We start from the raw sequence: 19,812 nt of genomic DNA on the forward strand, positions 1-19,812 counted from the left end.
ATTTATATGCTGCGCTATGCGCCGCCCCACTGGCAGGAAGGCTTTCTTTTTTTCCTTTTTTCTTTTAAAAAATATTTGTTTATGAAAGTTTACATCGTTACAGAAAACCCCTGCACACTGGTAGGCTGCGAAGACTTAAAGCTCATGCAAGTACGGCCGGAATTGGAAGCTGCGTTCCTGAAAGAATATGCAGGCCGCATTATCGCCAGCGGCAGCAGCATCCAGGATGTTCTGATCCAGTACAACCAACTCATCAATGATCGTAGTTAATAACTTTACAAGCTAAAGCCTAGTAGAATCCGGGTTGTACGCCCGGATTTTTTTCTTTCAATTGAAAAATAAAAAACCTATTTTGGAGACTGTTAGAGTTCTTTGAACAATGATGCAAAATGGCTTCCCCAAAATCGGAGGAAGCATTAAAATAGGGACGGTGATTATTATCCGTTTGGGTTAACGATGGCGGGAATAAGTTCGAAAGCTATAGGTAGTTTGGACAATAAGTTTGAGTACAATGGAAAGGAAAAGCAGGAAAAAGAGTTTAGTGATGGAAGTGGACTGGAGTGGTATGATTACGGCGCAAGGATGTATGATGCGCAGATAGGGAGGTGGCATGTAATCGATCCGGCTATAGAAAGCAACCATCATAATTATACTCCTTATGCATATGTTTATAATGATCCCATAAGATTTAATGACCCTGACGGAAGGGATACAACACAGAGAAATGCCGCAGTAAGAAAGGCACAGGAATATGCAGCTAAAAGAAATCCAGAAGAAAACCAATACCTGATGGGAGCAAAGGGTAAGCCTGGCGAACAGGTTGATTGTTCAGGCATGGTATCTGCCTGTGTTGTGGCAGGTGGGGAAAAGGATCCAAATAAAGGGAAAGGACCAACAGGTGTTGAAAACATTGAGCGCAATACAACAAAGGTTGAAGAAAAAGATGTCGTTGCGGGTACCATTGTAACTTTCCGTACAGGAGGCAGTCATCCCCAACATACCGGAATGATAGTCGATGTGTTTCGAAACCCGGAAGGTAAGCTTATTGAATTCACCATGATCGATTCGCACGGCGGAGTGGGACCTGAAGATCGGGTCATATCTCCTGGAGCTGAGGGTTTAGGTAGTCAGATTCACGGTTATTATAAATGGGATTCCAAACCAGACGCATCTCAACCATCAACCGGCGCGGGGAAATCATATGCTGAGGCACTAAGTAGAGCTGCGGATGCGGCTGAGAAGCAGGGAAAAAAAGGAGCAGCGGCAGACCTGAGGGCGGCAGCAGAAAGAGCGCGAAAACAATAATTTCAAATAAATATTCATGAAATATATTTTCTATTTATTGGCAATAAAAATCACATTCCTTTCTTGCAATAATAATGAACAATCTCCTGTTTCAAATAACCAGGATACCGTAACAATCAGCCGACATGATCAAACGGGTGATACAACCGTGAGTCCGTTAAAAAATCAACCCGTAGTAGGTGAGATGGACACCGACGAGCTTAATGATATATTAACCGATTACGTCAGTCGTTACAGATCAGATTTCTCTTTTGATTCCACATTTAAGTCGGGTAAGGATACTTTTGAGATCAGGTTCCGTCATTATTGCCTGATGGATAGTGCAATTGTGGTTCCTGGTAGATATGTCGAAATGTACCACCTTGACAGCTTTCTTACGCACAATTTCGAAAGTTCCTTAATCTTGGTAAAGAACCAGGATACTATTGTTAGAGAAAAATTTGGAAAAGCACGCTTCAAATCTTTGCTGGAAAGCCCTGTCAGGGAATATGGCGTTCTGCAACCGCGCCCTTATATTTATTTGCTTAAAGATGCTGTTGAAATCAATTATAGTATATCCATTCCCCTTACTGACTTAGGAAAAGGTGTTACAGGCATAGTTGGTTTTGATGGCGGGATTTCTATTAAAGATAGATTCTGAAAATCACAATTGGCGGATTTGATGACACATACCAGGTCCTTTGATAGAAGAAACGCATGATGCGCGATATATCAGTAATAGATATGCTACTGCAACTAACAGATCCGATATGAGAGCAACTGTTGTACCTATTCATCGAACGGTCGAAAGAGAGGATAGGTTGATTAAATACAGAATTAACCCAACTGAAATCATTAAATGGAATGCAAAAAAAAAATACTGATACATGTTATATGTTATTTTACTAAGTATTGCTATAACTGCATCAGAATGCAGGGATACATACCTGAATAAGGTTTTGGAGAGTCAGAATTATGGACAATATTATTTGGTAATAAAAGTCAATAACGGGTACGGGGAAAAAGAAGTAGTTGTCCTTAATTATGACTTATACAGGTATTTAAGCAAGGCAAATACAGACTTTAAGGATATTGCCAATTATAGAGACTTTGTCAAGGATAAATTAAATAGAACAGTGCCATTAAACATTCCTAATGAGGGCCTGAAAGAAATAAACGCTGTATATGTAAAAGTGGATTCAACAATTATCAATGCGGCCAAAAAAGGGAGAGCGTATTTTGTTTCCAGATTTTTCGATGTATCAAAGAAAATGAAGGAAGCAAGACTGAAGTCAAATGTAGAGCCCGAAAAATTTTTCATAAATATCAAAGATTCTTTTTGAGTGGAATTATCCTATTGGTAGGATGGAAGGCTTGATAGCCATTACTGATATGGAATTGTGTGATGAAAAATAATGTTCAGGTCAACTTTTATTAGAGCTACAGGATGACAGCTTGTTAGTTAGGAAAGAATACTATAGGAAGCATGGGATGCGACCAGTATAACAGTGCCCCTATAAGTGCTCTGATGTTTCGCAGAAAATAAAGCCGGATGCGTTTATTTTAATACATTCACTTTCTTTTTTGACCTATTTATAGCTGTCTCCAAAACAGCAGCAGGGAACGCCCTCACCTCTATAGTACCAGATAATTGTCTGCACCTTCCATGTAAATTCCAACAATTCAAGGTTATGCTTTTGCCGTTGTGATTCTTTTTTATAATACAGGTAGAACGCCAGATCTTTTTGAATGCCGGCTTCATGCCTGCCGTTTCCTTCCCGGTTCAATAAGCGGTTCAATTCACTGGCGGAAACCGATTGAAGTTCAATATTAGTATAAGCTTTCGGCTCTATACCTGGTTGCATATAATAGAATGCCTGCTCTCCTTTATATCCCACACACACCAGTTTATATTTTATCAATTCATTCAATCGCTCAGTGTATTTGTCATTAGCTACCGGCAGTCTGATAAAGCTGTTGAGCTTTTCGGGAAGCAGATAAATATAAAGGTCATCATATTGCGGGGCGTTATTTACAGCAAAAGAAACTGGTTCGTATCTGATGCTGGCATTTTTACCGGTTGCAGCATCGGAAATGTTCAGTGTAGTGCGGGTGATCGTTGCTTCAGTTACGATCCGGTCAACATTATACCATCCGGTGGCGGTGATCCGTGCTTTGTATACATTCGCACCGGGTAAACGGGGAGGAGAGTTGTAGCCTAACTGACTATATGTGCGCTTCAGGTTTAGTTGTAATTCTTCATTGAACCGGTCAGCAATTCTTTTCAACGAATCCATTGTATGAGCGGTTTGTTTTTGATTGGCTTCCTTGTCCAGATGCTCCTGCTTTTCCCAAAACGCCCGACGGGTTTGGGCAACGGCATCCATAAACGTTTTCGTTTTTGTATCGTAGTACTGTCTTAATTTTTGGGTAAGAGCGGAGTTGATCTTTATGGCGCCATCGTGTCGGGCTGCAAATGCAAGGAATCGTTGTTTGAATGCTCCTTTTAAATTCTTCACGGCCATGGAGTCGATTTCCGAAAGTGTTTTATCCAGGTTATTTACATACAGGTCGAGCACTACATTTTTACCTGTTTGGTGAATCTGGTTTAGCCGTTCTTCAAACTCGCGGGTAGCAAGCAGGGTGTTCTGATATTTTTCTCCCCAGATGGCTTTGATCTTCGCCGGGTTGATGGCGCATTCATTGATGTTGTTGTATGAGTTCGCTCCATAAGATTCCCTCGATTCCTCTACCGCCGTTTCATATTCCCTGAAAAAATGCGAGTAAGAATAATATAAACTATCGGTGAATTTTTTATTATTGGTATTGTATCCCCATTTTGCCAGAGAATCGAGATAACGGGGCGGATAAAAGTTCAACTGGTTTATATCAACTGGTGTTAAGGTGCGTTCCAGCGGCTGGGGGGCTACCCAGTCGATCCGTCCATCGGTCATGCGTTTTCCGCTGAATAATTTCATGCCGGGATGAATTGTATCCGTTGGCAATTCCAGATACAAACCGGCAACCGGATTAACAGCGAGGATATTTTCGTTTTGACGGGCGTCAATGAGGAACATGCCGGCGCTTTCAAGCAATTGATCGCCTGATGTGCTGGAAAGACCCGCGCTGATAATGCCTGCCGCATCCATCGCTTCCTTAATGGTTAATTCAATTTGTCCGGTTACCGGTTGTTTGTCCCCGGTAAGAAATCCATTGGCGGGTACCTGTATTATCATACCCGCCTTAGTTTCAACAATAGTGTCACGGCCCATTGTTATTAAAAATTTTTGCGGGGGTATTTTTTTGTCGGCATCGGCCCATTCATTTCGATGCTGTTCATTAAAAGCAGGCAGGGCCGGTAATTCCTTTATTGAGGATTGGCTTTTATTTTTGCCGGAATAAATAATTATTGCTGTAACAACTGCAATTACGATCAGTGATGTGAGGCCCCATCTGGTGATGTTCCTGTTCCGGTAATAACGCTTTTTTGCCCAATGAATCTTTTGTTTCATCGAGAGGTTATCGATGCCCTTCATGATCTCCTGTTGAAGGGTAAGAGCTTCCTGTAATTGCGGGTCAGCCTGCAAATTCTTTTCAAATGCCGCTTTTTCCTCTGCAGAAAGCTCATTGTTCAAATATTTTTCTATAATCGATATTTGTTCCAGTTCATTTCGCATAACACAACATTAAATGGTTTGAAAAGCCTTTTTCCTCTGTAAATATTTATTGAGTTTTGGCCAGATGGAAATGGCCACGGCAATCCGCCAACCGGCGGACCCTGTGGTCTTAATGAAAAGTTTCCCTTGGACGTTTCATTTCTTTCAACCTGTTTTTTGCTGCTTCAAGACATTTATACTTCTGGTTCTTTGCCGTATTTTCAGAACTATAACCCATTTTCGTTGCAATGTCTTTTAGTTTCAGTCCGCTGTTGTAGAAAAGCAGTAATACCTCCCGGCACCGGTCTCCCAGGTCGCCGATCACTCTTTCGGCCAGCTTTATCCGCTCTTCCTCTGCAACCTGGTCTTTTAACTGTAATTCTTCCAACTGGTCAATACCTGCTTCAAAATCATTGACCAGGCGATGTTTTCTTTTCTTCAGTTCATCCTTCCAGAGAAAACGGCAAACGCTGAACAGGTAGGTACTTAATTGGGCGTTGAGAACAAATCCGGTTTCCTTTATCTTTCTGCAGAGGATGATCAGGGCTTCCTGGAAAATATCCTCGGCATCGGCCGCATTACCGCTATTCAGGCGGATCATTTTCTTCACCGCCGGAAAGTTCTTATACAGCGCCAGCAAGGCTTGATCATTTTTGTTGGAACGGATCAGTTCAATAATCTTTTGATCCTGCATTTTGAAACTTTATATAATGAATGGTCAAAATAAAAAAAGGTCACCCCTCATTTACAGTTTTTTCTTAAAAAATCTCCGCCGGGCCTGAATATTCCTAAACTTTTCTCCCCAAAGCCACTTATCCTATTTAAGCAGGCATTTAGCCCGCGTTCCCTATCTTTGAACCTGCTTTTGGTCTTCAGGTCTCCCGGCCTGAAGACTTTTTTGTACGAACCCTGTAAACGTAAACTGTGCACTTATTAGATTCCTTTCTTTCATCGTTCATCAAACGCAGGTATAAACAGGTCGCCACCATGCTGGCCGATCCTGTTGGCTGCCAGGAAGCGCTGATGCGTTCTTTTGTAGATTCCGCTAAACTTACCGCTTTTGGCAAAGATCATGGCTTCGATAAAATAAGCACGTATGAAGATTTTAAGAAAAGCGTGCCCCTGAGAAATTACGAACAACTATTGCCGTATATAGAAAGAATAAAAGCCGGTGAAAAAGACATCTTATGGAAAGGCCGGCCGGCATTCCTGGGAAAAACTTCCGGTACCACCAGCAAAACCAAATTTATCCCGGTCACCAAAGATTCGCTTAAGAACCATATCGGGGGCGGGCAGTATGCTCCCCTGAATTATGCATATCACAGTAAGAAGCTGGCCTTTCTGAAAGGCAAATCGCTTTTCTTTTCCGATGGTCATTTTTTTGAGGATATCAATGGCATCAAAGCAGCGCCCATTTCCACTATCGGTAATAGTTGTGTACCCTGGTGGTACAAATGGCTGCGGCTGCCCTCCGATGAAATAAACGCCATTCCCGATTATAAGGAAAGAATAAACGCCATGATCGATCTGGCTGAAAAGAATGATATCCGCATCATTGTGGCCATGCCCGTTTGGCTGCTGGTGTTCCTGAGATCGCTGAAAGAAAAAACGGGGAAGGATTTCAATCAACTGTTCCCCAATTTCCAGTTGCTCATCCTAAGTGGCATGGATTATGAACCCTTCTTACCGGAAATAAAAAAGTACATCAACATGCCGTTCGATGTATTTGAAACGTATCCTTCAACGGAAGGACTGCTGGCTTACCAGGACGTATTGAATGAAAGAGGCATGCAATTGATCCTGAACAATGGCATCTTCTTCGAATTTGTGCCTGTGAATGAAGTGTTCAGTGAAAATCCCAAAAGAGTTTCGCTGAAAGATGTGGAACCGGGTGTGAATTATGCGTTGGTATTGAATACCAACGCCGGGTTATGGGGGTATATCAATGGCGATACCGTACGATTTAAATCGGTTTTCCCGCACCGGATTGAGATCACCGGCAGGATAGCCCAATACATTTCTGCATTCGGCGAACATGTAACGGTTGAGGAAACGGAAAAGTCGATCGCTGAAACCGCCGCCGAATTCGGCGCTACGATCGTTGAATACACGGTGGCGCCCAATATAAAAGATGATGGCACCTTGCCATATCATGAATGGTTCATAGAATTTGGTGAGGCGCCTGATGATCTGTCTGCATTTGCCGCCAGCCTCGATAAAAAGATCTGTGCACGCAACTTCTCCTATAAAGATGTGGTAACGCATAAGGCCATCGAGCCGCTCAGGATCACGCTGGTGCCTGCTGGCGGGTTTGAAAAATTCCTGAAGATTGCCGGTAAAACCGGTCTGCAGCAAAAGGTGCCTCACGCAAGAAACGATTACCAGTTTGCCGGTCAGTTAAAGCAGGCATTGATGCTTTAATCGAAAAAATTATAATGTCTGCCACAGGTTTGCTATCTTTACAATACAGACAAAGGCGTTGGGTTCAAAAGACCTGATGCCTTTTTTTTATTGAATGGTATGACTATAAACAAATTGCTGAATTATTGTATAGCCGCCGTATGGCTGGTAAATGGTCTTTTCTGCAAAGTGCTGAACCTGGTGCCGCGGCATCAGCAGATCGTTGCAAGGATACTTGGTGAGCAATATGCAGGCTTATTGACAAAGACAATAGGCTTGGCTGAAACGGCTATGGCCCTGTGGATTGTAACGGGCATGTTCCCGAAGTTAAATGTCATTACCCAAATTACGGTCATTGCGGTGATGAATGTGCTGGAATTTATATTAGTACCCGACCTGCTGTTGTGGGGCCGGCTGAATTTGATATTTGCGTTTATTCTCGTATTTGTTATCTGGTATAACGGGTACCGGCTTAAACTAAACCAGGCTCATTAATGAATTATGCTTTCATTTCTTAAAGACCACCCCTTTGCCGTAGAGGCTTTTTTTGAAAGCTCTCTGGTATTTACTTATGCTATTCCTAAGGAGCAAATTCAACCATTGATCCCTGAATGCCTGGAGTTGGATACGTTCAACGACAAATGGGCTTTCATTGCCATTGCCATGGTGCAAACAAAAGCATTACGCCCCAAAGGTTTCCCCAAAATATTAGGCAATGATTTCTTCCTCATCGGTTATCGGGTTTTCGTACGGTATACCAACAGGGCCGGTAAACGGTTAAGAGGGTTGTATATTCTTAAATCGGAAACCGATAAAAAGAAAATGCAACTGATGGGAAATACATTCACCCATTATAATTACACAACAACCGATATTCATCAGAAAAGGCATGATAACGTACTGGAAATAAATTCAGAAAAGTCGGGGTTTGCTGTCAGGATCGAAGATCCGCAGGGGGAGAACATCCACCTGCCTGCCGGCTCGCCATTCACTAACTGGAAGGAGGCGCGCCGTTTTGCCGGTCCGCTGCCATTTACATTTACCTGTAATACCGCCAGCCGCAAAGTGTTGATCATTGAAGGCGTGCGCGAAAACTGGACACCCATGCCGGTTAAAGTGATAGACTGTAATTTTTCGTTTATACAAAATATGAAGTTGCAGCATTGTAAGCTGGCAAACGCATTTATCATTCGTAACATTCCCTATCATTGGAAAAAAGGAAAGGTGGAACAATGGAAATAAAACGGCGGCCATTTCAGGGCGTATTGAACATACTGAGCTTTAACCGCCATTTTTATGTGGGTGGATTGGCCGTTATGGCGGTATTGTTTGCCAGCCGGCTATATGTTAACTGGCCGCCCATGACCTTTGAACTGGTAGTGATCGCGTTTTTATACGGCCTGACAATGCCATTGATCGTTTCGGCCTGGGTGTACGATTTTTCAGGTTATTACAATTTCCATTGGTTAACACCGCTTATACATAACGATAGCGTAGCACAGATCGTTAATATCAATGCCGGTTTTGATGAAACAAGTTTTATTATAAAGCACCGGTTTCCATCTGCTTCGTTACAGGTTTTTGATTTTTACAATGCAGACCGGCATACCGAACCGGCCATAAAGCGGGCGCGAAAGGTGAGCCTGGTTTATCCCAATACAAAACAAATAACATCCGGCGTTATACCGGTGGCAGACAAAAGCATTGATATAGTTTTTTTATTATCAGCCGTGCATGAGATAAGATCGAACGATGAGAAAGTGCAGTTCCTGAAAGAATGTTATCGCATTTGTAAACCAAACGGAAAGGTGATCATGGTAGAGCATTTGCGCGATGTTCCTAACTTCCTGGCATTCTCAATTGGCTTTACGCATTTTTTTTCACGCGCTACCTGGAAGGCAGCTTTTGAACAGGCGGGATTCTCAACTTTCCGCGAAACGAAGTTCACTCCATTCATGAGCGTTTTTAACTGTACCCCTTAACCCATGGAAATACATTTTAAAATAGCTGGCGTTCTGTTGATGGTTCTTGCCCTGCTGCATTTTTACTTTCCAAAATATTTTAACTGGAAGCAGGAACTGGGTAAAATAAGTTTGATCAACCGGCAGATCATGTACGTGCATTCGTTCTTTATTGCCTTTGCCGTATTTTTAGTGGGTCTGCTTGCTTTTACATCGGCCGGTGAATTGATGCAAACAGCGTTGGGTAAAAGAATTTCCCTCGGCATCGGCATCTTCTGGGGCGCCAGGTTGATCATTCAGTTCTTTGGCTATTCTTCAAAACTCTGGAAGGGCAAAGCTTTCGAAACAACAGTGCATATTATGCTGGCTGTTTTCTGGACCTGCCTGACGGCGCTATTTATACTTCCTTATTTTTCCCGATGAATAAATGATGCATTATTCATCAACAAAGCAAACTGTACAAAAAGCCAAAATACCATTTGATGAATTATATATCAAAGATTATTGCCTGCAAAACAAATAGCTAAGGATTTGCTGAAAATGCCGCAATATACCGGCGTTCCGATTCCGATTGACTTCAATCAAAAACTAAACAAAGAGTAATATGATATCTGTTAGCACTGCGTCTTTATAATAAATATTGTTTATACCTTAGGGCCTGATTTGTATTTCTTCAAATAACTGATGTGTAATTTCTCAATTCGCTCCCTCATTAATCCATTCCATTCTACCAGCAAAAAGAACATCATCCGTATTTTATTTTAGTCGTTTTTTTGGGAAAAGTGTATATCACCAATTTCTCCAATCTCCGCATTGAGCAATGTTAAGCAGGCTGCTTTGTACAGTCTTTCTGCTTCGCAATTGCATGAATTTTATTGTTTGGATTTTAACTGGCAATTCATGGCCGTAAAGCTATGTAGTGCCTGGCTGGGATACCATTGTATAGCTGTTAAACCATAGTATATGTCGTATGATGAAAATGCAAGCACCCGATACATACTCCACTGTTTAAATGAACTGCCTACCGGTACAGGCTATAGGAAGCGACGCAGGTACTGCGGGTCCGATTTTCTATTCCATATAGAAATTTATTTTTCTCAGCTCTTCAAAGAACCCTGGCGGATGATTAAATGGCAGGCGCTGCACATTCACCGGGCGCGGGCGCCAACTGTAAAAATTATATAAGTTCCTGAACGATCAGGCTTATTTACACACCGGAATGAAACGGAGAATATGCCACTATTCTGAATCAATTTTTTTATCCTCAATTAATAGTTATGAGAATTGTAACGCTACCAAATTGCCGCGTTATAACCGGCTGCAGGCTTTTAACAACAATTATTTTAGCTGTCCTTTTTCTTTTGCCATCAAAAACATTCAGCCAGTCAGGAGATATTGACCAGATAAGAAATGGTCCGGCCAGCAACCCTTCCAAAAATTTCTGGGATAGTTACGACAATCCCATGCATGTGAATGGTAATGCCGGCGCATCCAACGCCCACTATGTTGAAGGGCATTCCATTTCTTACAGAAGTTTGATCACCGGCGTTACCGTAAACCTGCAATACGAGTACGTAATAGAATATGATACAAAACATAGCGGCAGAATGGCTATTGATTATCTCACCCATTTTCAACGATTGCTGCCGCACCAGCAGTTTGGGCATACTGCTGAAGTGATAAACCCAAGGATTGTTGAAAGCGGTAATACCGAATATTTGATGGGTATGGTCGATTCCAATACATTTCCCATTCCTGCTCCTTTTCAGTCGGATGCCAATACCCCGGTGGCAGGCATGCCTCAGAACAGTTTTAATGCATTACCGGCTAATGACAAATTGTTTACTATTTATAACGGAGAAATTACTTCTATTACTTATGTCAATCAGGGCTCGTTGACCGCTTCCGGAACCGAAGCAAAAACATCGGTAAAGATCCGCTTTACAGCGCATAAAGACTCTGTAATGCTGGCCTGGGGCGGACATATCGCCAGCCAGTTCGACTGGGGATTTTTAAACCCCACCACGCCCCGTTCGGCAGCTGGTATCAGTGGTTCGCCTTATCACATGCGGCAGGTATCGATGAATACCTTCCCCGGTTTGGTTAACATTTCAGGTGTAGGTAACCAGGACAGGTCATTATCTGCCAACGCGGTTATTCCGCCGCCAACCTGTTCAATCAGTCCGGCGCAACTCGCCTGTCCCGAAACGGCATCGCTTCTATTTAGTTATACCGGCGGTACTTCAAACAGCACTTTCCTGTGGTCGGTCAATGCCGGTAATTCAGCAGGCGCTGTCATCTCCGGTTCGGCAACAGGCGCTTCCGTTACAATCGTTCCATCGGGAACAGACTTCATACCCGGCGGCACCTTCAACCTCACATTGAATGTTACAGCTAATGGTATCACCGAAATATGTACCCTCAGTCCGGCAGGTACCATTCAAAATGTACAGGTAACGGCATCGGCAAGCCCAACTTCCATTAACCTGGCAACGGGTAATACATCGCAATTGACTGCATCTGCTACCCCGGCGCCCAATACATTGTATGCTTTCGCATGGACGCAGGACCCAACAACAGGCGGTTCATTAAGCGCTACCAATATTTCAAATCCCGTATTCACCGCTACAGAAGCCGGTACGTACAGATTTATAGTAACAGCAACACAGATAGCCGCGCCTAATTGCTCAGCCAAAGACACAGTAGACATTACTGTAACTTCTGCTGCTGCTCCATGTTTTATCAGCGGGCCGGATCCTGTTTGCCCCAACACAACCAATACGTATAAGTATGATCCTGATGGTGATGGTACTGCCGACCCCATCCCGGCTAATTTCACCTTAACATGGAGCTTCGAAACCAATTCCAATAATGCGGTCCTCAATGCACCGCTCAATACGAATACGGTAACCGTAACTGCAGGGGCTTTGTGTGAAACAAGTTACAGGCTGAAGCTCCTCCTTGTATCCACATCGGGTTTAATAAAAGACAGTTGCTTCAAGACAGTAAATGTAAATGTCGACGCTCCGCTGTCACTCACCTGTCCGGCAGATACGGCACTCGATTGTGGCGCATCCACTGATCCGGCAACAAGTACCGGCGAACCAACCGTAGCTGATAATGGCTGTGGAATTAAAGTGTTCTACACCGACGTAATAACCAGAACCTGGACTGCGATCGATGCCTGTGGCAATAAACAAACCTGCACGCAGACAATTACAGTCGATACCTGCATAACCGTCAATTCCATTCCGGCCAATAATTCGGCAAGGATGATAACTACGGCCCCGGTAACGCAAAATGCAGGACCGGTTACCACCAATACGGTAAAAAGCCAGATCACAAAGACGCCTGTAATTAGTCCCGCGGCCGCTTCACTAAATACAGGAAGTAAAGAACTGCAGATACAGGCCTTTCCGAACCCTTTCAGTAGTATGGTCAATTTCCGCTTCGTTTCACCCGTGACCGGTCGCGCTGTACTGGAAGTGTACAACACCCAGGGCCAACGCGTGGGAATTGTTTTCGATGGAAAGGTAGATGCCGGTGCAGTCAAAAGCGTACAATTCAATACACGCTTAACTAACCAGGCACTTGTTTATAAACTTAAGGTAGGAGACAAAACTGTTAGAGGTACAATATTGGAATTAAGGAGATAAACGTTCCGGTGAATATGCACAATGAAACCCAGGGTTGCTTCAAAAGAGGCAACCCTGGGTTGTTTTTGGCACAGCACCGCCTAACTGTAAACTATGAACTATGAACTGTGAACTGTGAACTGTGAACTATGAACTGTGAACTGTGAACTTTATAACGTCATTACGTAGGTATAGGCAGAGGCGGCAACCGGAAAGAAATCATAATCTATCCAGATATAACCGGCATCGCCCCAACCGGTTCCCCACGAGTTGATGGCTTTGTATGCATGTTTGGCGTCGTCATAACCGCAAATGGCCATCGTATGCGAACCGGAATTACCGGTTAAGGATTTCCAGATAAAGCCGGGGTAAGCGTTTTTAAAGCTGCCATCGATGGTAAATGATGCAATTACGGCATGGTTCGATGCGATCATTGTTTTTATGGCCGTAAGGTCTGCATCAGGTATCCTGGAATAAGCGGCTATCTTATAGTTGGCGGCTTCTGCATTTTGAGTGGCACTGGGCGCCACCGAACACCCGTTGTTGGTACTGTATGGCATCGATTGCCAGGTGCAAACGCCCGTGTTTTTTAACAAGTCAAGCGATGTGGTAACCGCCGAACCGGAACAATCAGGCAAGCCTACCTGGTTAAAAATATATTCAGGGCTAAACACGTTTACCGCATCGTTATAATTTGTTGCCCGTGTTTTATAATACTGCTCGCTTGCCCTGGCATAGGTAACGGCAAAGGATACACAGGAACCTTCTGTGCCCTGGTGCCGAACGGATGGCATGGTGATCAAATAGCCTGAAGGCAGGGATGGAGGCTGGGTAATGATAGTTGTGTCGGTTGCAGGAGGAGGTGTAATGGTAGTGGTATCTGCGGGTGGCGGGGTCGTTGTGGTTGTTGTATCAACCGGGGTAGTGGTGCCGGGTTTTCCGTTGCCTCCCTTCCGGGCTGTACGGTAGGCGGTTAAAAAATCAGCCGATAAAAGTAATGGCGCTTTATTCACCAAAGCAGGATCATCTTCAATGGTACCGGATAACCTGAGGTCATTAAACGTTTGCTCGTCAGGAAGGGTAGCGGCTTCTTCTTTCTTACAGGCCGTCCATAACAAAGACAGCCCCAGTGCAGGTACCAGCACTTTCCATAGTTGTACTGACATAGTTTTTCAAAGTTTATTTTGGGTTTTCATAAATACATCCTGGTCCCGTGCAATTACACAGAACAGCGGTAGCACATTGCCAGTATGTAATGGTTACTGCGCATAGTACAGGCACACAGCCCATTTACAAGTGGTATATGAAGGAACAGGTTGCAGGAATGTGATCGGGAAAAAAATGGCCGGACTAATGATTCTGGATCGTTCTTCTGGTAGTGTAACCGGATTTTCTCTTTGATCTGATAACGTTCTACAGGGCGAATTAACTGGTGCTTATGGCACAATCATTATGCCATTAATGATAATATGTATTTTTGCATAAATTGATCAACCTATTGAACATTACATGGTTACAATTTAGAAAACCAATACAGCTATTGAAATGGCCGATTAGCGGGAAGAACGTTGAAGCGCCGCCCGTCTCATTACAATCAGCTATTTTTACGCACGGTATGGTGGCTAAAAATCTAAAATTAAGCAGATAAAATAAAAGAACAGAATGAGATACATTTCACGCCTGGTATTAACTGGTATGGTATTGCTGCTGTTTGTACATGTACGGTCACAAACAGCTGCTCCCGCCCTGATCCCTTACCCTGCCTCGGTAACACCTGCAAAAGGGGAGTTTATTATAACACCCGGTACAGGTATCGTGTATGACACAAAAGACGGGTTTGATCTGTCGCTGGCGGAATTGTCGCGGTTGATCCCGTCGGGTAAATCATTACCGCGCCCGTCAGCCAAAGTGATCGAACTGCAGAAAGATGCTGCTATCACTTCACCCGAGGGCTATCAGGTTAATATTACTGAGCAAAAAGTGCTTTTGAAAGCAGGCACACCGGCCGGTATGTTCCGCGCGGTGCAAACCATCAGGCAGCTGATGCCGCTTTCCATTGAAAAGAATCCGGCCACTTTCCAAAGCATGAAGCTTCCGGCGCTTACCATTATCGATGAGCCCACCTATGCCTGGCGGGGTATTCACCTCGATGTATCACGTCATTTTTTTGCTATTTCGTATCTCGAAAAGCTGATAGATGCCATGGCCCTGTACAAGCTGAACAAACTGCATCTGCACCTTACCGATGACCAGGGCTGGCGTATTGAGATCAAAAAGTACCCGCAGCTTACCGAACAGGGCGCCTGGCGCACATTCGATAAGAACGATTCTTTCTGCATTCGCCAGCAGAAAGACAATCCCGATATGGCCATCGAGCCCAAACACATCATACAACGCAACGGCAAAACCCTGTATGGCGGTTTTTATACGCAGCAACAAATGAAAGACCTGGTAAAGTTTGCCGCAGCCCGCTATATCGATATCATACCTGAAGTGGATATGCCCGGCCATATGATGGCTGCCATTCATGCTTTTCCCGATCTCAGTTGCGAAGGCGGCAGCAAATGGGGTGAATTGTTTTCAACCCCCATATGCCCCTGTAAGGAAAGCACTTTTGAATTTGCACAGAACGTATTTACCGAGATCATGGAGATCTTTCCTTCGGAATATATTCACCTCGGCGCCGATGAGGTTGACCGAAGGTCATGGGAGAAAAGTGAGTTATGTAAGGAGTTAATGCAAAAAGAAGGGTTGAAAAATTCGGCGGAGCTGCAAAGTTATTTTGTAAAAAGAATGGAGCAATTCTTTCATTCAAAAGGCAGAAAGCTGATCGGGTGGGATGAGATCCTCGAAGGCGGCATCAGTGCCACCGCGAATGTGATGTACTGGCGTAGCTGGGTGCCAGATGCACCGGTTACAGCTGCCCGTAATGGCAATAATGTAATTATGAGCCCCGGCAATCCGTTGTATTTCGATAACCTGCCCGATGCGCATTCCCTGTCGAACATTTATCATTTTAATGTAGTGCCGGAAAAACTGTCTGCCAAAGATGCAAAGTTTATCATTGGCGCACAGGCCAACTTATGGACGGAGCGCGTGCCATCGGAGAACCGGGCCGATTATTTATATTTCCCGCGGATGCTGTCACTGGCTGAACGGGTATGGAGCAAAGAACTTGATTTTGCGGCGTTTCAGCAACGGCTGCCGGCCCATTATAACCGGCTGGAGGCAATGCGCATTCATTACCGCCTGCCCGACCTGGGTGGCTTTGCCGAAAACAACGTATTTACCGACCAGGCCGTACTCGATATCAAAAAGCCGATGCCCAACCTGGTGCTGCGGTATACAACCAATGGAACCCTGCCCACTGTAACCTCGCCGGTCCTGGGCAAACCGCTTACAATTAAACAGCCGGTTACAATCAAACTGGCCGCATTTACGGCAAACGGTTTACGGGGTGATATCTATACGCTCAATTATAAAAAGGAAAAATATCTTGAACCGGTTACTGTTGGCAAAACAACAAACGGGTTACAGGCAAAATTGTATAAGAAATATTTGCTGAACACAAAAGGAATGAAGCCCCTGCAGCCCGACAGCCAGTTCGTTGCAGCAAATGCAGCTGTGCCGGCAGGTGTTGGCGCCCCTTCGTTCGGTTTGCAATACAGCGGTTATATCGATATTCCTGAAACAGGTATATACAGTTTTTACCTGCTGGTTGATGATGGCGGTGTGTTGACCATTGGCGATAAGGAAGTGGTTGATAACGATGGCCAGCATGCGCCGTTGGAGAAATCGGGACAAATAGCACTGAAGAAAGGGTTACATCCTTTCCGGCTCAACTTTATTGAAGGCGGCGGCGGCTTTACGTTACAGCTTAAATACAGCAAAAGCGGCGGTTCGCCCATGAGCATTCCTGATAGCTTCTTTAAACATTGAGTCTTTTGGGTTACACAAATAAGAAGGGCGTACCATATTTTGATACGCCCTTCTTATATCCTGAAACAAACGAAGCGCTATTGCTCCAGTTTAATTTCACCGATATCGGTAGCCTGGCCGTCTGCAACAGTAACACCATCTTTCGCTGCATTTTTATATGGCGGCTTGGCTTCAATAATTACACGGTATGTGCCTGGTTTGGCATCGGTAATTTCAAATGTTCCTTTATTGATCTCTGCTTTCAATGTGTCGGTTGACGACAAAGCCCATGCTCTGACGGCAGCATCAGCCGGATTCACTGTTCCTTTTACAGATCCTACTCTAACAGCATTAAAAGCGAATAATCCGGCGGCAGCAAAAGCCAGCGCTGCCATGCTCATCTTGGCATTCTTCATAACTCAACAAATTATAGGTTAAATAAAAAAAGTTACTTACAATTCAATAATCAACAAGAACTTATTCTCTCGTAAGGGTAGTAATTAATAGTCGACCGGGATGCATAGGGAAAGACAAGGACTATGCCAGAACAGGGCTGTATTTATAAGAAATTATTTTAACATTTTTAGTACTGGCGGTGGCATAAATTTTTTTCAAAACCATGTAGAATTAATTCAACATAGCAGGGAAAACAGTCATCGAACAGGGCACTAACGGTATTTATGCACGGTAATAGTAACATAAAGGCCATTTACCGGCAAAACCGGGCCATACATCTATTTTTAAATTCGAAAACCAACATTTTTTATGGATATTACGTAAGTAATCGTACGAACGAACCAATATGATGAGAAAAAATGTACAAAGCCTGGTTGCCTGCTTAGTGTGTTTAGGTGCCCTGTCAATTGCCCGTGCGCAAACAAGGTGCGGATCGATGGAGCTGCTCGCAAACACTTTTAAAAAGAACCTGACCCTTAAAACCAGATTCGAAACACAGAACCGTAACATTACCAGGGCGATCGCAGCCAGAAAAGTAATGGCTCAGCAGCTTCGCATAGAAGGCACTACCGCATACATTCCCGTAGTATTCCATGTTGTATTACAAAATCCCGGCCTGGTTACCGATGCCCAGATCCAGGCGCAGGTAGATCAGCTCAACCTCGATTTCGGCGGGGTAAATCCTGATTCAACCAAAATAAGGGCTTTCTTCAAACCAAGATTTGCCAAAACAAATATTCAGTTCAGGCTGGCGCAGCGCACGCCGGGTAATGAACCCAGCAATGGTATCGAACGCATAACCACTTCACACGCCAGTTTTGGGTTAAACGACAGCAGGGTTAAATATGCCGCTACCGGCGGTGCCGATGCATGGGATAACAGCCGGTTCTTCAACGTGTGGATCACCGATCTGTCGCAAGGTTACCTCGGTTATTCAACTTTCCCCGGCAGCAGCGTACCGGCTGAAGACGGTATTGTAATAAGGTACACCTCATTGCCGGGCGGTGTGGCGCCTTATAATAAAGGCCGTACGCTGGTACATGAAACCGGGCACTTCTTTTACCTGTTCCATACCTGGGGCGATGACGTGGGTTGTTCCGGCAATGATGAAATAGATGATACCCCCAACCAGGCCAATTATACATCGGGTTGCCCCGGTGACCCCGTTAGGCTTGATGCCTGTACCACGAGCGGTAACGGCATCATGTACGAAAATTTCATGGATTATACCGACGACGCATGTATGGTAATGTATACGTTGGATCAGAAAGACCGCATGGAAGCCGCAATGAATACCTATCGCGCTTCGCTGTTGACCTCCAACGGCGCCGACCCGGTAATTGCGTTCAACCTCGATGCGGCGGCCAAAAGCATCACTACGCCGTTACAGCGTTTGTGCAGCGCTACGTTTTCGCCGGTGATCACTTTACGCAACCGGGGAGCCCAAACACTTACCACCGTCACCATTCAGGCCACTATCGATAATGGCACTGTAACTACCACCACCTGGACGGGCTCGCTGGCTTCATTACAGGAAACCAGTGTAACGTTGAATTCAATGACCGTTCCCGCTGAAGGCACGCATATCCTGAATGTAGTGGTATCACAACCCAATGGCAGTACCGATGAAAATACTTCCAACGACGTTATAACGCAAACCTTCCAGTATTACCTGCCGCTATCACCGCCATTGACCCAAAGTTTTGAAAATGCCGCCTTTCCACCCGCAGGCTGGGATGTGGTAAATGCCGATAACCGCATTACCTGGGAACGGGTGACCGGCGTTGGTAAAACAGGTAATGCAGCGGTGGTGATGCGCAATTTTGATTACCAGTTCAGCGGTCAGCGCGATCTTCTTCGCCTGCCGGTGATGAATATTGCCAATGTCGATTCGGCATACATTACCTTCCAGGTGGCGGCGGCCGTCAGAACCGATCCTAAAACAAGCGGTAACGAATGGGATACGCTGCAGGTACTGGCGAGCAAGGATTGCGGCGCCACCTTTACCAGCATTTATAAAAAATGGGGGAGTGAGCTTATAACCCGGAGCGAAGCAACTTCCACAGCCTTTACACCTGCGGCCAGTGAATGGCGTAAAGATTCGGTGAACCTGACGTCTTATATAGGGGCCGGAGAAATATTACTGGCCTTCGCCAATACCAGCAAACAGGAGAATAATATTTACCTCGACGATATAAATGTTTACAGCTTAACTATCGATCCGGTGGTTAAGGCAAAAGGCTTCGTTATTTCGCCTAACCCTACCAGGGGCAGAATAAACATACAGTTCTATCCAAATGCAGCGCTGGTAAAAGGCATCAATATTTTTACAGGCACCGGCCAGCGGGTAAGCTCACTTAAAGTGAATGCACCCGGCAGTCATATTTACAGTTTCGATATGTCGCGTTATGCCAGCGGCGTTTATATTGTACAGGTTGTGCTGGGTGACAGGGTTATAACACAGAAAGTAATTAAGAGATAATTCCGGTCTATAAACTTTCA

Annotated in this window: 15 protein-coding genes and 1 pseudogene; 12 read left to right on the top strand and 4 right to left on the bottom strand. The window is 44.5% G+C overall.

Annotated features, from left to right (window positions below; genetic code table 11):
• The 4 genes and pseudogenes from A4R26_RS24960 to A4R26_RS24975 all read left to right on the top strand — a co-directional run.
• The coding region (locus tag A4R26_RS24960) for a hypothetical protein (protein ID WP_207625815.1) at positions 1 to 270 on the top strand (270 nt) is incomplete at its 5' end.
• A 177-nt stretch (positions 271 to 447) separates the two neighbouring features.
• A pseudogene (locus A4R26_RS24965) lies at positions 448 to 1,305 on the top strand (RHS repeat-associated core domain-containing protein); the annotation flags it as partial.
• Between the two features lie 16 nt (positions 1,306 to 1,321).
• A complete protein-coding gene (locus tag A4R26_RS24970) occupies positions 1,322 to 1,945 on the top strand; it encodes a hypothetical protein (RefSeq protein ID WP_081169259.1) in 624 nt (207 codons plus the stop codon).
• Positions 1,946 to 2,171: 226 nt separating this feature from the next.
• The gene (locus A4R26_RS24975) at positions 2,172 to 2,627 is read left to right on the top strand and encodes a hypothetical protein (RefSeq protein WP_081169260.1); all 456 of its coding nucleotides are present in this window, start codon (positions 2,172 to 2,174) and stop codon (positions 2,625 to 2,627) included.
• A 246-nt stretch (positions 2,628 to 2,873) separates the two neighbouring features.
• On the opposite strand, the gene A4R26_RS24980 is transcribed toward A4R26_RS24975, so the two are convergent.
• Both A4R26_RS24980 and A4R26_RS24985 read right to left on the bottom strand, forming a co-directional pair.
• Entirely contained in the window at positions 2,874 to 4,961 is a 2,088-nt protein-coding gene (locus A4R26_RS24980) for a hypothetical protein (RefSeq protein WP_081169261.1), read from the bottom strand.
• 109 nt (positions 4,962 to 5,070) lie between these two features.
• Positions 5,071 to 5,634 carry an RNA polymerase sigma factor gene (locus tag A4R26_RS24985; protein ID WP_081169262.1) on the bottom strand — a complete coding sequence of 188 codons (564 nt, stop codon included), beginning with the start codon at positions 5,632 to 5,634 and terminating at the stop codon, positions 5,071 to 5,073.
• Between the two features lie 230 nt (positions 5,635 to 5,864).
• Here A4R26_RS24985 and A4R26_RS24990 point away from each other — a divergent pair, with 230 nt between their 5' ends.
• The 6 genes from A4R26_RS24990 (at position 5,865) to A4R26_RS25020 (ending at position 12,957) form a co-directional block, all read left to right on the top strand.
• On the top strand, positions 5,865 to 7,361 hold the full coding sequence (locus tag A4R26_RS24990) for a GH3 auxin-responsive promoter family protein (RefSeq protein WP_133054772.1): 1,497 nt from the start codon (positions 5,865 to 5,867) through the stop codon (positions 7,359 to 7,361).
• A gap of 99 nt (positions 7,362 to 7,460) precedes the next feature.
• Positions 7,461 to 7,835, top strand: a complete 375-nt coding sequence (locus A4R26_RS24995; RefSeq protein WP_081169264.1) for a DoxX-like family protein — start codon at positions 7,461 to 7,463, stop codon at positions 7,833 to 7,835.
• A gap of 6 nt (positions 7,836 to 7,841) precedes the next feature.
• On the top strand, positions 7,842 to 8,582 hold the full coding sequence (locus A4R26_RS25000; RefSeq protein WP_081169265.1) for a DUF2071 domain-containing protein: 741 nt from the start codon (positions 7,842 to 7,844) through the stop codon (positions 8,580 to 8,582).
• Positions 8,573 to 9,322, top strand: a complete 750-nt coding sequence (locus A4R26_RS25005; RefSeq protein ID WP_081169266.1) for a class I SAM-dependent methyltransferase — start codon at positions 8,573 to 8,575, stop codon at positions 9,320 to 9,322. Before A4R26_RS25000 ends, A4R26_RS25005 begins: the two co-directional genes overlap by 10 nt.
• A gap of 3 nt (positions 9,323 to 9,325) precedes the next feature.
• Positions 9,326 to 9,724: a hypothetical protein gene (locus A4R26_RS25010; protein WP_081169267.1), complete on the top strand. Its 399-nt coding sequence runs from the start codon at positions 9,326 to 9,328 to the stop codon at positions 9,722 to 9,724.
• An 854-nt stretch (positions 9,725 to 10,578) separates the two neighbouring features.
• Positions 10,579 to 12,957, top strand: a complete 2,379-nt coding sequence (locus A4R26_RS25020) for a hypothetical protein (protein WP_165760406.1) — start codon at positions 10,579 to 10,581, stop codon at positions 12,955 to 12,957.
• Positions 12,958 to 13,106: 149 nt separating this feature from the next.
• Here the strand turns inward: A4R26_RS25020 and A4R26_RS25025 are convergent, their stop codons facing one another.
• On the bottom strand, positions 13,107 to 14,102 hold the full coding sequence (locus tag A4R26_RS25025) for a C1 family peptidase (protein ID WP_081169270.1): 996 nt from the start codon (positions 14,100 to 14,102) through the stop codon (positions 13,107 to 13,109).
• Positions 14,103 to 14,598: 496 nt separating this feature from the next.
• On the opposite strand from A4R26_RS25025, the gene A4R26_RS25030 reads away from it, so the two are divergent.
• Positions 14,599 to 16,875: a family 20 glycosylhydrolase gene (locus A4R26_RS25030; RefSeq protein WP_081169271.1), complete on the top strand. Its 2,277-nt coding sequence runs from the start codon at positions 14,599 to 14,601 to the stop codon at positions 16,873 to 16,875.
• A gap of 77 nt (positions 16,876 to 16,952) precedes the next feature.
• Here A4R26_RS25030 and A4R26_RS25035 read toward each other — a convergent pair whose 3' ends face one another.
• On the bottom strand, positions 16,953 to 17,270 hold the full coding sequence (locus A4R26_RS25035) for a peptidase associated/transthyretin-like domain-containing protein (RefSeq protein ID WP_081169272.1): 318 nt from the start codon (positions 17,268 to 17,270) through the stop codon (positions 16,953 to 16,955).
• A 386-nt stretch (positions 17,271 to 17,656) separates the two neighbouring features.
• Between A4R26_RS25035 and A4R26_RS25040 the strand changes: the two genes are divergently transcribed.
• On the top strand, positions 17,657 to 19,792 hold the full coding sequence (locus tag A4R26_RS25040) for a M43 family zinc metalloprotease (protein WP_107685900.1): 2,136 nt from the start codon (positions 17,657 to 17,659) through the stop codon (positions 19,790 to 19,792).
• Positions 19,793 to 19,812: the final 20 nt, after the last annotated feature.

The sequence above is a fragment of the Niastella populi genome (genome assembly GCF_002078015.1).
GTDB lineage: Bacteria > Bacteroidota > Bacteroidia > Chitinophagales > Chitinophagaceae > Niastella > Niastella populi.